Source organism: Clostridium sp. MD294 (assembly GCF_000364165.2).
GTDB lineage: Bacteria > Bacillota > Clostridia > Lachnospirales > Anaerotignaceae > Coprocola.
The window spans coordinates 499,985-515,362 of sequence record NZ_CP097810.1 but is presented as its reverse complement, the minus strand read 5'-3'; the positions used below and the strand labels follow the sequence as shown (position 1 = coordinate 515,362).

The 15,378-nt window shown below is 28.5% G+C and carries 13 protein-coding genes; all 13 read left to right on the top strand.

Translation table 11 applies throughout. The annotated features are described in order from the left end of the window. The first annotated feature begins 181 nt into the window (after positions 1-181). Complete coding sequence (locus tag C820_RS02540; protein ID WP_004035603.1) at positions 182-1,783, top strand: helix-turn-helix domain-containing protein; 1,602 nt, start codon at positions 182-184, stop codon at positions 1,781-1,783. Between the two features lie 32 nt (positions 1,784-1,815). Then, the gene (locus C820_RS02535) at positions 1,816-3,615 is read left to right on the top strand and encodes a sensor histidine kinase (protein ID WP_004035604.1); all 1,800 of its coding nucleotides are present in this window, start codon (positions 1,816-1,818) and stop codon (positions 3,613-3,615) included. After that, entirely contained in the window at positions 3,612-4,574 is a 963-nt protein-coding gene (locus C820_RS02530; protein WP_004035605.1) for a substrate-binding domain-containing protein, read from the top strand. The genes C820_RS02535 and C820_RS02530 overlap by 4 nt, the downstream gene beginning before the upstream one ends. 12 nt (positions 4,575-4,586) lie before the next feature. After that, the gene (locus C820_RS02525) at positions 4,587-5,627 is read left to right on the top strand and encodes a galactose ABC transporter substrate-binding protein (protein WP_004035606.1); all 1,041 of its coding nucleotides are present in this window, start codon (positions 4,587-4,589) and stop codon (positions 5,625-5,627) included. A gap of 556 nt (positions 5,628-6,183) precedes the next feature. After that, positions 6,184-6,366, top strand: coding sequence for a hypothetical protein (locus C820_RS02520; RefSeq protein WP_004035607.1), 183 nt, complete (start codon positions 6,184-6,186; stop codon positions 6,364-6,366). Positions 6,367-6,568: 202 nt separating this feature from the next. Further along, positions 6,569-7,591 (top strand): threonine aldolase family protein, encoded by a 1,023-nt coding sequence (locus tag C820_RS02515; protein ID WP_004035608.1) that lies wholly within the window; start codon positions 6,569-6,571, stop codon positions 7,589-7,591. A gap of 381 nt (positions 7,592-7,972) precedes the next feature. After that, complete coding sequence (spoIIE, locus tag C820_RS02510) at positions 7,973-10,387, top strand: stage II sporulation protein E (RefSeq protein WP_004035610.1); 2,415 nt, start codon at positions 7,973-7,975, stop codon at positions 10,385-10,387. A 217-nt stretch (positions 10,388-10,604) separates the two neighbouring features. Then, the gene (locus C820_RS02505; RefSeq protein ID WP_004035612.1) at positions 10,605-10,988 is read left to right on the top strand and encodes a hypothetical protein; all 384 of its coding nucleotides are present in this window, start codon (positions 10,605-10,607) and stop codon (positions 10,986-10,988) included. A gap of 24 nt (positions 10,989-11,012) precedes the next feature. Continuing rightward, on the top strand, positions 11,013-11,516 hold the full coding sequence (locus C820_RS02500) for a hypothetical protein (RefSeq protein ID WP_004035614.1): 504 nt from the start codon (positions 11,013-11,015) through the stop codon (positions 11,514-11,516). A 26-nt stretch (positions 11,517-11,542) separates the two neighbouring features. Next, a complete protein-coding gene (locus tag C820_RS02495; RefSeq protein ID WP_004035617.1) occupies positions 11,543-12,412 on the top strand; it encodes a hypothetical protein in 870 nt (289 codons plus the stop codon). A 101-nt stretch (positions 12,413-12,513) separates the two neighbouring features. Next, positions 12,514-13,311: a hypothetical protein gene (locus C820_RS02490; RefSeq protein WP_004035620.1), complete on the top strand. Its 798-nt coding sequence runs from the start codon at positions 12,514-12,516 to the stop codon at positions 13,309-13,311. A 92-nt stretch (positions 13,312-13,403) separates the two neighbouring features. Further along, complete coding sequence (gene tilS / locus C820_RS02485; RefSeq protein ID WP_004035622.1) at positions 13,404-14,798, top strand: tRNA lysidine(34) synthetase TilS; 1,395 nt, start codon at positions 13,404-13,406, stop codon at positions 14,796-14,798. Then, on the top strand, positions 14,782-15,312 hold the full coding sequence (hpt, locus tag C820_RS02480; RefSeq protein WP_004035624.1) for a hypoxanthine phosphoribosyltransferase: 531 nt from the start codon (positions 14,782-14,784) through the stop codon (positions 15,310-15,312). The genes tilS and hpt overlap by 17 nt, the downstream gene beginning before the upstream one ends. The last annotated feature ends 66 nt before the right edge of the window (positions 15,313-15,378 follow it).

Sequence of the window (15,378 nt, the reverse complement as noted above, 5' to 3'; positions counted from 1 at the left end):
TACTTTTATGGCTATTATGATATTGTACTATATGATGAAAAAATGAAAAGTATGCTAATAAACAGTATCATTGTAAGTTAAAAATATTTGTAAAGTCTGTTTTATAAATTGATTGATAAAATAAAAATGACTTTGCAATAAAAAGGTGTTAAAATGAAATATATGTTTTGGAGGTGTTTTTATGGCATATTACAAAGTATTATTAGCAGATGATGAAAAAGAAATCAGACAAGGCATTATTCAAAAAATAGATTGGGCAGCAAATGGTTTTGTATTAGCAGGAGATGCTTCTAATGGAAGAGAGGCATTAGAATTGGCTGAAAAAATTCACCCTGATGTTGTTATGACAGATATTAAAATGCCTTTTATGAGTGGCTTGGAATTAGGAGAAATATTGGCAGTAGAAATGCCTTTGACAAAATTGGTATTTTTTTCTGGATTTGACGATTTTGAATATGCTAAACAAGCAATTCAAATGAATGCTTCAGAATATATTTTAAAACCAGTAGACTCCAAAGAAGTAACAACATTGCTCCAAAAATTAAAAAAACAATTAGACCATGAAATGAAAGAAAGACGAGATGTAGAAATACTAAGACAAAATTATATACAAAGTTTGCCTTTATTAAGACAACAATTTTTTTCTAGTTTAGTAGAGGGAAGTTTTTCAGAAAAAAAAATACAAACATTAATGAAACAATATGATATTAATTTAAAAGCAAATTGCTGGGCGGTTACCGTAATAAAAGGAGATACTAAAGAAAATGGTGGAAAAGGTTCTCTTTCAGGACAAGCAGAATTAGTGCCATTATCTTTACAACAAATTGTAACTGAAAATTTAGCACGCTTATATAAAACAATTAATTTTTTATATAATGATGCTTTAGTAATACTATCATTGTTTCAAAAAAAAGAAGAAGTTTTAGGATATGTTAGTGCAATCAATCGTATTTGTGATATGGCAAGAGATGTGTTAGAACTTTCTGTAACAGCAGGAATAGGTTCTGTTTGCCATAAACTGTCACATTTGAGATATTCTTTTGAAGGAGCATTGACTGCCTTAGATTATAGGGTATTGTTAGATGATAAAGCTATATTTATTGATGATGTAGAACCAAATGCAAAAGGATTACAGTTAGATGAGGCAGAACAAAAAGCATTGATAAATGCGATTAAATTAGATATACCAGATAATATAGAAAAAACAGTGAACCATATGATAGATTATTTTAAAGAAGTGAATACAAGCATTAGTCAATATCAGATTTATATGACAGAGCTTCTTTCTGAATTGTTTAAAATAGTAAAATCTTATCAGTTAGATTTGAATGAAATATTTGGTACAGATTTTAAGGGCTATTTTGCTATGCAAGATTATGAGTCTTTGGAAGAACTCAAAAAATGGATTACAGAAGTTTCTGTTAAAATCAATGTAAAAATAAAAAGGGAAAGGTTAGACTCTACTAAAATTTTAGCAGAGAAGGCAAAGGAATTTGTACAAAAAAATTATGGAAATAGTGACGTTTCTGTTGAAATGCTTTGCAGTTATCTTCATGTAAGCCCTGCTTATTTTTCTACGATATTTAAAAGAGAAACAGGTTCTAGTTTTATAAGCTATTTAACAGATGTCCGTATGGAAGAAGCCATTAAATTATTAAATACAACAGATGATAAAACTTATATTATATCTGCAAAAGTAGGATATACAGAACCAAATTACTTTAGTTATGTTTTTAAAAAGCATTTTGGAATTTCTCCTTCTAAATATAGAAATAACCGATAACATAAAAGTGTGTAGGGGGTATAGAGAAGGATATGAAACAAAATATACAAAATATAATACAATATTTTATTAAAAAAGATATTCGTTTTGTCATTTCTATTTGTTTTACTATTGTAGCTGTTTGTGGTAGTATTTTTATAGGTACTTCTTTGTATTTGAGATTTTCTGCTGCAAATGAAGCAACATTAGAAGAAAATAATAAAAGAATTGTAAATCAGGTAAATATGAGTTTAGACGGTTATCTTAGAAATCTAATGAAAGTATCAGATACTATGAGGTACCGTGTGCTGCAAAATTGCGATATGGCAGAACAAAGCTTTAATAGTGATATGAATTTGCTTTATGAGTCCAATAGAGAGAGTATTGTTAGTATTGCTGTTTTTGATAAACAGGGAAAACTGATTGATGCAACACCTTTAGCAAGACTGAAAAAAACAGCTGAACCTAAAAAAGAAAGTTGGTTTTATGAAGCACAATATAAAATGGAAAATATACACTTTTCTACTCCTCATGTACAAAATTTATTTGAAGATATTGACTATAAATATAAATGGGTAGTTTCATTAAGCCGTTCTGTAGAATTAATTACAGGAGGAAAAACAGAAACAGGCATATTATTGGTAGATATGAATTTCAGTGGTATTGAACAAATATTTAAAAATATAGATTTAGGAAAATCAGGATATATCTATTTAATGAGTAACAAAGGCGAGATAATATATCACCCAAGACAACAGTTAATTTATTCTAATTTGGAACAAGAAAATAATTTAAAAGCAACAAAATATGAAGACGGTAGTCATGTAGAGAGATTTGAAGGGCAAAAAAGATTAGTAACTATTAAGACAGTAGGCTATACAGGGTGGAAAATTGTAGGAGTTTCTTTTATGGAAGAAAACTTTCAAAATAATTTTCAAATTAGAATGTTTGTACTGTTTTTATTCATATTTACTATATTACTTTTACTTGTAGCAAATACTTTTGTATCCTCTAAAATTGCAGACCCTATTATGGAATTAGAAAAATCTGTAAAAGAATTGGAGCAGGGACATTTAGATGCTTCTATTGCAATAGGTGGTTCTTATGAAATACGTCATTTAGGAGAAACCATAAAATCTATGGCAGAACAAATGAGAAAATTAATGCAAGATATTGTAACAGAACAGGAGTCTAAAAGAAAAAGTGAATTTGACGCATTACAAAGTCAAATCAATCCTCATTTTTTATATAATACACTAGACTCTATAGTATGGATGGTAGAAAATGAAAGGTATCAAGAAGCTATTGTTATGGTAACTTCTCTTGCAGGATTTTTTAGAGTAGGACTCAGCAAAGGAAAAAATATCATTACATTAAAAGATGAATTAAATCATGCAGGCAGTTATATAACAATACAACATATGCGTTTTAGAGATAAATTTACATTTCGTATTAATGTAGAAAAAGAAATTCTTTCTATGGCAACAATTAAATTAATTGTGCAACCTCTTTTAGAAAATGCAGTATATCATGGTGTGGAATTTATGGACGGAGATGGAGAAATAGAAGTAAATGCCTATGCAAAAGAAAATTCACTTTATATTGATGTAACAGATAATGGTATGGGTATTCCAGAAGAAGAAATTGATGGTCTTTTAAAAAGAGAAAGTAAGCATAGAGGAAAGGGCAGCGGTATTGGACTGAAAAATGTACATGAAAGAATACAGCTTTATTTTGGTGAAAATTATGGCTTGACAATATTGAGTGAAGCAGATGTTGGAACAACAGTAAGAATTCATTTGCCTTTAGTGCCTTATGAAAGTGCAGAACAATGGGGAGGCGAAAAAGAGTGAAATTAAAAAATATATTTTTCCTTTTTTCTATTGGCATTCTTTTTTTTGGTATGATTTATTTTATTTCATTTGATGTAGCACAAGAAAATATACAATCTGTTTATACAAAAATTTCTGTAATAACAAGAGAAAGTAGCAGTGAAGCAATTGTAAATTTACAGCAAGGATTGGAACAAGCAGCAACTGACATGGACGTAGAAATGAGTATTGTAACATTAACAAAACAAAATAATGCTCAGGAACAACAAAAATTAATACAAAGAGAAATAAATAGTGGTGCAGAAGCTATAATAATTATGCCAATAGAAGATGAAGAATTAAAAAAAACAATAGAAAAAGTATCAGAAGAAATTCCTGTTATTTATATGGCAAATTCATTACAAGATACTACTGTTTCAGCAACTGTATTGGGACAAGATGAAGAAATGGGAAAAGAGTTAGGAAGAAGGATATTTGTAAAAGGGGTTTTTAATAAAAAGATATTAATATTAGAAAGTAGCTTACAGTGTGATGCTATTTGTAAAAGAGAAACCGCTTTGTTATCTATGTTAGAAAACAGAGCAAAAAGTATATTTAAACAACCATTTGAATTTTCTGACAATGATATACAAAATTTAAGTAAAATAATACAGCAAACAGAACCAGATATTATTATTACATTAGAACCAACAGTATTAGATATTGCAGCAGAAACAGTGCAACATTTGCAAAAAAATCATATTATGGTATATGGTTTTGGTATGACAACAAAAACACCTTCTTATATTGAAAAAGAAAATGTGGCAGCCTCTATGATACAAAATGATTTTAATTTAGGGTATTTAAGCATATATAATGCTATGGAAATATTAGGTAAAACAAAGAAAGAAAAAAAGGGAATGATTGATTATGCTTTTGTAAATAGACAAAATATGTATACAAAAGAAAATCAAAGATTATTATTTCCTTTTGTACGTTAAGGGAGAAATAGCATGAATTTAAAATACTTTTTAAAAGAGTGTAATATATTTTTATGTATATTATTTTTATTATTTCAAATTGGGTGTAATAAAAAAACAGCAGAACAACAAAAAATAGATAGTACTGTTCCAGAAATTAAAATTGGTCTTACTGTTTATAGGAGAGATGATACTTTTATATCTATGATTGTTTCTAATATAGAAGAAGCTGTAAAAAAGGGAGAACAACAAAATAATATTAAAATTATAATGAATACAATGGATGCAAAGGGAAGTCAAACAGTACAAAATGACCATATTGACAAATTAATTGAGCAAGGTTGTGATGTACTTTGTGTTAATTTGGTAGATAGAACAGTTGCAGCAACTGTAATTGATAAAGCAAAGGCAGCAGATATTGCAGTTGTATTTTTTAATAGAGAACCTGTAAAAGAAGATTTGGAAAGATGGAATAAAGTATATTATGTAGGTGCAGATGCGAGTGAAAGTGGAAAATTAGAAGGGGAAATTGTAGCAGAAGAGTATTATAAAAACAATAGTATGGATAAAAATGGAGATGGAAAATTGCAGTATGTTGTTTTAGAAGGAGAACAAGGACATCAAGATGCCCTTTTGAGAACAGAATATGCTGTAAAAACAATTACAGAAGCAGGTATACAAATGGATAAATTAGCAGGAGATACTGCAAATTGGTTAAGAAGTCAAGCAGAAACAAAAATGAACCAATGGTTACAAATATATGGTGATGAAATTGAATTGATATTATGTAACAATGATGATATGGCATTAGGAGCGATTGATGCCTATGAAAATGTAGATAAGACACTACCAGCTATTGTAGGAATTGATGGTATTGCACCAGCAATAGAAGCAATGCAGCAAGGAAAATTATTAGGAACAGTCAAAAATGATGCAGAAATGCAGTCAGAACTGATTTTTGAATTGAGTTATCATTTAGCAATGAAACAAGATATTCCAAAAAGCATGAATTTAGTAAGAGGAAAATATATTTTTACAAAATATACAATACTAAAATCGAATAGCGATGTTTAAGAAGAATAGTATATAGTAAAAAAAATCTTTTTGATATAATATAAATGTTTTATTTTTGTTATAATTATAATGAATTTTGTATAATAATAGTATATCATGCAATTTGCATGATACAAAGATTTTGTTTTTTTAATAGTTGTATGATTTTCATAAAAAAATGGTAAAAAAGTGGAAATTATAAAAAAATCATAAACAACAATGTTGATTTTTAGGCATTTTATGGAAAATAAGCAATTTTATTTTCTTTTCTTGACAGTATAAAAAAGAATGTTTAAAATAAAACTAATAAGAGGAAATATAAATTTCTTCTTTAAAATATACAAAAGAAAAAATGTAATAATATACAAAAGAAGACAGAATAATAAATGTAACAAATTAAAAACTTTATTGGAGCAGCAGATATTTTTATCTGCTGTTCTTATTTTTGTAGAAATGATTGGAATAGTGCAAATTTATTATTTTGTGACTAAAATGGTTGACAAAAGAGTTATTTTTACATAATATAAATGAGTATACTTATGATGTATTTTTAAAAATATAACGGAGGGAAGGAAAAGTGTCTAAAAAAGCATCAGAAGCAGAACGCTATGATAGAAAAAGAAAAATGGAAAGGGAAGCAGAGGCGGAAAAAAGAAAAAATAATATATTAAAAAAGAAAAGCAGTAAACCAAAAATGACACAATATTATTGTTCAAAAGGACATTTTCGCTATGACGAAGAAGAATATGATTTATATTGACATTTTTAATTGATTTGTTAAATATAATTTGAACAGTATAAATATAATATTGCATAATAAAACAATTTATGTAAACTGACATCATAATATAGTGGTGTCAGTTTTATTTTATAGTATAAAAGAGTATTTAGAAAAAGAATTTGACAATAGTATAAAAAGTTAATATTATACAGATAGGGCAAAAATAAAAGGAGGAAATAACATGATTTCATTTAAAAATGATTATAGTGAGGGTGCACATAGCATTATTTTAGAAAGAATACAGAAAGAAAATACTATTCAAAATGTAGGATATGGTGAAGATGAACATTGTAAAAGAGCAGCAAAATGTATTCAAAAACAGTTAAATTGTTATGATTGTGATGTTCATTTTTTGGTAGGAGGAACACAAACAAATTTAGTTATGATTTCTCATTGTTTAAAACCATATCAAGCGGTAATTGCAGCAGATAGTGGCCATATTAATGTACATGAAACAGGAGCAATTGAGGCGACAGGACACAAAGTGATTGCAATGCCATCAAAAGAAGGAAAATTAAATGTACAAGCAGTACAAAAAGCATTAGATATTCATACAGATGAACATATGGTACAGCCTAAAATGGTATATATTTCTAATCCAACAGAAGTAGGAACATTATATACAAAAAAAGAATTACAAGAATTAAGTGATTTTTGTAAACAACATCATTTGATATTTTATTTAGATGGTGCGAGAATGGCCTCTGCTCTAGCTTCAAAATACAATGATATCACTATAGCAGATTATTCAAATTTAGTAGATTTGTTGTATTTAGGTGGCACAAAATGTGGGGCATTGTTTGGAGAAGCACTTGTAATATTTAAACGTACATTGAATGAAGATTTTCGTTTTTCTATCAAACAAAAAGGAGCTATGTTAGCAAAAGGTTGGCTTTTAGGTATACAATTTGAAGCACTTTTTGAAGGGGAATTATATCAAAAAACAGGAGAATATGCTAATGCTATGGCAGAAAAAATAAAAAATGTTATAGAACAAAAAGGATATTCTTTTCAATTTACCCCTTGTAGTAATCAGCTTTTTCCAATATTACCTAATGTTGTTTTACAGAAATTAGAAAAAGAGTTTTTATTTACAGAATGGGAAAAAATAGATGATACTCATACATCAATTAGAATTGTGACAAGCTGGGCAACAAAAGAGGAAAACGTACAAAAGTTAATAGAGGCTATTCATCAAGTATAATTATAGCATAATAAGGAAAAAGCAGTATTTTATGAAAAATATAAAGGGCAGTTAGTAAGTGTAGATTTATGTAATACAAATTTAGAGAGTACTTATTTAAGATGTGCAAATATATAAAATTCTATATTAACAGAAATAAGTTTATTAACAAGAATGAATTTAGCAAAAATAGATTTAAAACAAGTATACTTAAATTGGTACAATATTAAGGTATACTCACATAGAATATGCTATATTTTAAAAAAGGAGAGCTTTTGCTCTCTTTTTTTGTCATTAAAAGACGTAAAAAAATCAACACTAATTTGTGCTTTTGACAAAAAAAGCAGTTCTAATTTTGTATAATAAGCATATAGCAGAATTAAAAAAATAGGGAGGCACGTTATGGAGAAAACAGAAGTAGTTGCAGAACGTTCTGGATTTGGCAAAATGCTACCTCCAAAATTGCCCTTAGATAAAATAAAACTACAGATACCAAAAAAGTGGGCATTTGTGAAGGAAAGCGTATTATTAAGTATAGGTTTTTTGTGGGGAAATACCACAGTATTTCAAATACTAAATCCTATGGGAATAGCATACATTTCTGCATTTTTAATACAGGGAAAACGTTTTTATAGAGTTATGGTAGCAGTAGCAGCAGGAATATTATGCAGTAGTTTTGAAAATAAACAAAAATACATATTATGTATGCTATTATGTTTAGGATTTCATTGGGGAGCTAGTAATAAAATAAAATATCCTTCTACCATATTAAAAGCAGCATTTGGAGGTACTGCAACAATATTAGGTGGTCTTTTGTTTGCAACAATAAGAGGTGGTTCTTATTTTTATGGAGGAATAGCCACAGTAGAAGGAATAGCAGTATTTTTGTTGACCTATGTAGTAGAAAAGGGAGTTGTGCTTTTACAAAGAGGATTAAAAAGACATATTATGACAAGTGAAGAAATTATTAGCCTTGCATTACTTTTAGGAGGGGCAGTAGCAGGTTCTGCCAATATGACAGTTCCTTTTTTAAAAATTCCTATTATGGCGATATTGTCTTCTTGTATGATATTAATAGGAGGTTATAGAGGAGGTGCAGGCATAGGAACAGCTTCAGGTGTATTGTTTGGCTTTTTGCTTCTTGTTTGTGGTAAAGTAGAAATGGAAATATTTTGTGCATTTAGTTTAGGGGGATTGCTTTGTGGTGCTATGAAAGAATTAGGAAAAGTAGCTTCTGTAATTAGTTTTTTTATTGCTGTAGTAGTAGTACTGTTTTATTGTAATCAAGCAGAATTAAATATATCTTTTTTGAAAGGGCTATTGATAGGAAGTATATTATTTTTGTTTGTACCTAAAAAAGCATTTGCTTTTATTAATACTTATGGTGTACATGAAAAAGAATTGCAACAAGATACTTATTTTTTAAAAATGAAAGAATTGACAGAGGAAAGACTGTCACAATTTGCAGCAGCTTTTAGGAGTTTAGGGAAAACATTTTTACCTGAATTAGATAAAAAAACAATGGGAAAAAATGATGTGTCACTATTAATAGATACTATAGCAGATAAAGCTTGTAGAAATTGTGGACTTGCTGTATATTGCTGGGACACAGAACTATATGCAACATATCAAACTGCATTTTCAGCACTTTCCATATGTGAAAAAAGAGGTAGAGTGGAACTAGAACAGCTTCCTGAAACATTTCGAAAAAACTGTGTAAGAGGAGATATTTTTGTAGATGTTGTAAATAGATGCTATGAAGTTTTTGAAACGCAAAGTATATGGAGAAATAAATTGGCAGAATGTAGAGAACTGGTAAGTCAGCAGTTGTTTGCTGTAGGTAGTATTATAGAAAATCTTTCAGGTCAGTTAGATATTAGAGGTGTTTTTTTAGAGGGGATAGAAAAAGAAATAAAAGCGAAATTAGATAAAATAGGGATTAGCGTAGAAGAAGTGTCAGTAATGGAAGATAGAATAAAGCAAGGTACAGAAGTGATGATTACTATGAAATCTTGCAATGGCAATAATATGTGTCGTGAAAAAGTGATACCACTTGTAAGTAAAGTACTTCATAAACCTATGAAAAAAGTAGGAGGAAAATATGCTTGTTATGCAGGTGCAGGAGGAAAGTGTATATTACGTTTAATAGAGGAAAATAAATATAGATTGACAGTTGCGACGGCAGCTTGTCCCAAACAGGAGGGAGGAATTTCGGGAGATAGTGCTAGTTTTTTGGAAACAGAAAGTGGCATTTCAGTCATTGCACTTTCTGATGGTATGGGAAGTGGTATAGCAGCAAGAGAAGAAAGTAAATCAGCCATAGAACTTTTAGAGCAATTTATAGAAGCAGGTTTTGAAAAAGAATTAGCTATTAATATGATTAATTCTGTGTTATTATTACGTTCTGCACAAGAAAAATTTGCAACATTAGATATTTGTACCGTAAATTTGTATACTGCCAAAGCAGAATTTATGAAAATGGGAGCAGCAGCAGCTTATATACTTAGAGATGGCAAAATTATCGCAATACGTTCTGAAACACTTCCTGTAGGAATATTGCAAAATGTTTCTATGGAAAAAAATGATATACTATTAAAAGATAGTGATATTATATTGCTTATGACAGATGGTGTTATGGAAGCAGTAGGAGAGGAACAAGAAGATGTAGAATGGCTTAGTTCTCTTTTTGAAACATTTTACAGCAATAATCCTCAAGATGTAGCAGATTATATATTGCAACAAGCACAGAAAAAAGCAAAAGAGTATAAGAAAGATGACATGACTGTAATTGCAGCAAGATTTTGGGAAATCTATTAATTTTTGATAAAAATAAATAAAATATTACTATGTACTAGTGAAAAAAATACTATTTTATAATGTATTAGTGATACCCTCATTTTTTTGAATAGAGGGTATTTGCTGATGCTTTTTGTTGTTAGTATATTTCAGTAGTACATTTTTGCGTTGAAAATAATAGTATACTATGGTAATATTAATAAAAATAATATGTTATAGTGAAAGAAGGAATATATATATGAAAAAGAATAATTTATTTTTATTTATCGTTGTAGGAATTTGTGTATTGACTTTTGTAATACATACATTAAACCGTCATACTGTAATGAAACAAGATATTGATTTGAATACAGCAGAATGGAATACAATTTATACTATAAATAGTTTTCATGCTATAGAAGGTACTTTTTTTGGTATTATCAATGATGGAAATAATGATAATGCAATTTGTGTTAGAGTACTTGATGAAAATAAAGAAGTTGTTTGTGCTCCCTTGTTTGTAGCACTTGGAGAGCAAAAAGATTTAGATTTTATGAAAGATGGTTATATCATACAAGCAAAATCTGTAAAAGAATGTGGAAATTATAGAATTTGTATTGTAAATAAAGGAATGATAGTATGAGATAGATAAGAAAGTAGTGAAAATATGATACGCTTTAAAAAAATAATAGTAATATGTTGTATTTTATTGTGTGGTGTATTTTTAATATCCTTTTTGACAAAACAACGGTTTTATATTCATAATAAAAATATACCTATACAAGAAATAAAAATATCAAAAATATTTAGTGTACCTAGTATGGAAATAGAAGATAGCGTTGAAACTGCAATATTACAGGACAAAAAAGAAATAGAAAGCATGATTTCAAAATTAAAAAATTATACTTTTCAAAAAAGGATTTCTTTGGATAAAATAATGGGTATTCCTACTACAACAGAAGATATTACGACATTTTTTATTGATATTTACTATGATACAAATGAACAACAACAGCATTTTGATAGAATACAATTTTCTGCAACAGAAGATGTTAGAGTAAGGAATGTCAAAGTACATTGCTATAATGCAAATTCTAAAAAAAAATATCAAGGAACAGTGTCAAATGAAATTATGAAGCAGTTTTTAGAATATATAGAAATTTATTTTTAAAAAATAAATATAAAAGGAGGAATATTATGTCAAAAAAGAAACAATGTATATTTTTATCTTTAGTAATTTCTACTATATTTTGTTTTCAAGTGGTAGCTAGTTCTGATACATATAGAGATGAAAAAGGAATTTTACATAGTGTTATAACAGCAAAAAATGGTTCAGAATATGATAATACTTCAACGCTAATTTCAAGTCATGAAGAATATACAGATAAAAATGGCAATGTAATAAAAGTGGTTGATTATGTAAATCCAGACTATGCTGAAAATGTAAATGTTAAAAAAATAATAAAAGAAAAATTAAATTATGAAAATGATGAAGCAATATTATATAATTTTTATGATAATTATAATGCCTATAAGAATGCAAGAAATAGAAATAGTACCAATAAAACAGAAACGAAAGATACTCCTAAAGTAAGAATTAGTATTTCTGATTATGTACCAATACATAGTATTGATGATATTGAGAATATAGCAGGATATGTTATAAAAGCAAAGGTACTTGAAGGCAAAGAAAATACATCTTTTGAAGAATATAGTGGTGGCTATACAAAAATAAATTTAGAAGTTACAGATGTATATAAAGGAGATTTGAATATAGGAGATGTTATTCCATTGATGGAGCGTTATTATATAGAAGATGATGGAACAGAGCTAAGACGAGATGGTTATTCTGCTTCTGAAGTAGGCAAAGAATATTTATTTTTTGTTGGAAAATATGATGATGGACTTTATGATACAGTTTGTACAGTTTTAGGACGTTATTCTTTAGAGGATACACAAGTATTAAATGGAGAAGTAGATACGATAGAAGCAAATATAGTAGAGGAATATAAACCATTATATTATCAGTTAAAAGAAGAAGTAATGAACAAGTACAATAAAAATTGATATTGTAGTAGGAGAGATTTGGTATATACAAATCTCTCTTTTTTTGATAATATGAAACAAAAGTATTATAATTAATACAAATAAAAGAGGAGGAGTGTGTTATGTTATTTAAAAGAATAATAAGCATAATAACAATATTGAATATATATTTATGTTTTTGTAATGTTGCATTTGCGAAGGAAGTTTCACAAAATACGAATAAAGAATTTTATCGCTATACATTAATATATGAATTAGGTCATGTTTTTACATTAGGACACCCTAATGCTAGCTGTTTATATAAATCTATTATGCAGCCATCAGGCGAAAATGGTGACTCTAAAAAAAGAAGTAATGAAATAACACTACATGATGCGTATGGTGTTTATAATGCTTATAAAAATCCAAAAAACAGAAGCAATACAAATAGAACTAGAGAAATTCCTAAAATTCAAATATTACATTCTGAATTTAATACACAAATAAAGAATATTAATGATGTTGAAGATATGGCACAATGTATTGTAAAAGCGAAAGTATTAGAAAGTGAAAATATGCCAGAAGGAGGTATGTATACCGAAACAGATATAGAAATTACTGATGTATATAAAGGAAATCTAAATGTAGGAGATATAGTTACAATAGTAGAAGCTTATTGTACCACTGAGGTAGGAGTAGAAATGAGAACAGATGGTTATTCTGCTTCTACACCAGGTAAGGAATATATATTTTATTTAGGAACACAATTTGATGATGGTACGTATAATGTTTTTGGTACTGTTTTTGGACGCTATCCTTTAGAGGATACACAAGCACTAAATGGAGAAGTAGATACTATAGAAGCAAATATTATAGAGGAATGTGTACCATTATATAATCAGTTAAAAGAAGAAGTAATGAACAAGTACAATAAAAATTGATATTATAGTAGGAGAGATTTGGTATATACAAATCTCTCTTTTTTTGTTATATTTTTTTTAGTTTTTATAAAATTAAAGGAGAAAATAATATAATGTTTTTAGAAAAAGTACAAAAAACAATAGAAAAATATCATATGATAGAAAAAGGAGATAGTATTGTAGTAGGTGTTTCGGGCGGTGCAGACTCTGTAGCACTTTTGACCGCACTTTGTGCATTTCAAAAAGAATATCAGTTAAATATAAAAGTGGTACATATTCATCATGGTTTGAGAGGAGAGGAAGCAGACAGAGATGCACTTTTTGTAAAACAGCTTTGTGAAAAATGGTCTATTTCATGTGATGTGCTGAAATTTGATATAGCAGCAGAAGCTAAAAAAAGAGGTGTAGGTACTGAAGAAATGGGAAGAATATGTCGTTATGAAACATTTTATAAAAAAGCAGGTAACACCGCAAAAATTGCTGTAGCACATCATCAAAATGATCAAGCTGAAACAGTACTTTTAAATTTGTGCAGAGGCACAGGTTTAACAGGTCTTTCTGGTATGCTTCCTATAAGAGGTAGTATTATACGTCCATTTTTATTTATAAGCCGAAAAGAAATAGAATATTTTTTGTTGGAAAAAGAAATAAAATATTGCCAAGATAGTACAAATGAACAGCAACATTATGCAAGGAATAAAATAAGATTGTCAGTATTGCCTTTTTTAGAGAAAGAAGTCAATGATAAAACAATAGAACATATTGCAACAACAGCCTCTTTATTGGCAGAAGAGGAGGCTTTTTTAGAAGAGTTAGCAGAACAACAACTTCAAAAAATAATATTAAAAAAAGAACAAAATAAAATTGTATTAAATATACAAGAATTGTTATGTCAAAGTAGTGTCATGAGAAGAAGAATTATCAGAAAATCATTCTGTTTGATAGATAGTTCTTTGAGAGATTTGTCTTACATTCATATACAACAAATAGAACAGCTTCTATATAAACGAACAGGGAAAAAATTATCATTGCCATTAAAAAGAGTTGCTTTTGTAGAGTATCATACACTTGTTTTAACATGGGAAAATGAAAATAAAAATACCAAATTTTTCTATAATTTAACACCTGAAAAAGCAATTTATATAAAAGAAATCAACAAATTTGTAAAATTATCGTTCAATGCGTATAAAAAAGAAGAAAAAAGGCTTACGATATATACGAAAGTGTTTGATTATGATAAAATAAAAGGAAACATCATCTGTCGGACAAGACAACAAGGAGATTTGATAGCCATAGGAAATGGACATCAAAAGAAATTAAAAGACTTTTTTATTGATTGCAAAATTACAAGACAACAAAGAGAAACTCTTTTACTGTTTGCTGTAGAAAAGCAAATTTTATGGATACCTGGTTATCGTGTTTCAGGTGATTTTTTAGTTGATGAAAAAACAAAAAATAAAGTATGGATTTCTGTTTGGGAAGGAGAGAAACATGAAAGAGAATATTGAAACATTGATTTCAAAAACAGCGATACAAAAGAGAATTTCAGAAATTGCAGAAGATATTTCTCAGGACTATGCTGGAGAAAGTTTAGAACTTATTTGTGTATTAAAAGGCGGCGTTGTGTTTATGGTAGACTTGGCAAAACACATTAAAGTACCTGTTACAATGAATTTTATGGACGTTTCTAGCTATGGCAATGGAACAGAAAGCAGTGGAGAAATTAAAATACTAATGGATTTAGATGAGCCCATTGAAGGAAAAAATGTTCTTATTGTAGAAGACATTATTGACAGTGGCAGAACATTGAGTAAATTGGTAGAACACCTTTCTCACAGAAAACCAAAAAGTTTAAAAATATGTACTTTATTGGATAAGCCAGACCGTCGTGTTGCTAATGTAAATGTAGATTATACTGGATTTTCTATTCCAGATGCTTTTGTAATAGGCTGTGGTTTAGATTATGCACAAAAATATCGTAATTTAGATTATATTGGCGTATTGTCATTTGAGGAGGAGTAATAGTACTTAATACAATATTTTTGTAATAAGCAAAACAAAAAAGTTTTCAATGCTGAAAAAATATAG

What these genes read in the sequence shown, in the direction of transcription:
- C820_RS02540 (WP_004035603.1), top strand. Translation starts at nt 182, where the DNA reads ATGGCATATTACAAAGTATTATTAGCAGATGATGAAAAAGAAATCAGA.
- C820_RS02535 (WP_004035604.1), top strand. Translation starts at nt 1,816, where the DNA reads ATGAAACAAAATATACAAAATATAATACAATATTTTATTAAAAAAGAT.
- C820_RS02525 (WP_004035606.1), top strand. Translation starts at nt 4,587, where the DNA reads ATGAATTTAAAATACTTTTTAAAAGAGTGTAATATATTTTTATGTATA.
- C820_RS02515 (WP_004035608.1), top strand. Translation starts at nt 6,569, where the DNA reads ATGATTTCATTTAAAAATGATTATAGTGAGGGTGCACATAGCATTATT.
- spoIIE (WP_004035610.1), top strand. Translation starts at nt 7,973, where the DNA reads ATGGAGAAAACAGAAGTAGTTGCAGAACGTTCTGGATTTGGCAAAATG.
- C820_RS02505 (WP_004035612.1), top strand. Translation starts at nt 10,605, where the DNA reads ATGAAAAAGAATAATTTATTTTTATTTATCGTTGTAGGAATTTGTGTA.
- C820_RS02500 (WP_004035614.1), top strand. Translation starts at nt 11,013, where the DNA reads ATGATACGCTTTAAAAAAATAATAGTAATATGTTGTATTTTATTGTGT.
- C820_RS02495 (WP_004035617.1), top strand. Translation starts at nt 11,543, where the DNA reads ATGTCAAAAAAGAAACAATGTATATTTTTATCTTTAGTAATTTCTACT.
- C820_RS02490 (WP_004035620.1), top strand. Translation starts at nt 12,514, where the DNA reads ATGTTATTTAAAAGAATAATAAGCATAATAACAATATTGAATATATAT.
- tilS (WP_004035622.1), top strand. Translation starts at nt 13,404, where the DNA reads ATGTTTTTAGAAAAAGTACAAAAAACAATAGAAAAATATCATATGATA.
- hpt (WP_004035624.1), top strand. Translation starts at nt 14,782, where the DNA reads ATGAAAGAGAATATTGAAACATTGATTTCAAAAACAGCGATACAAAAG.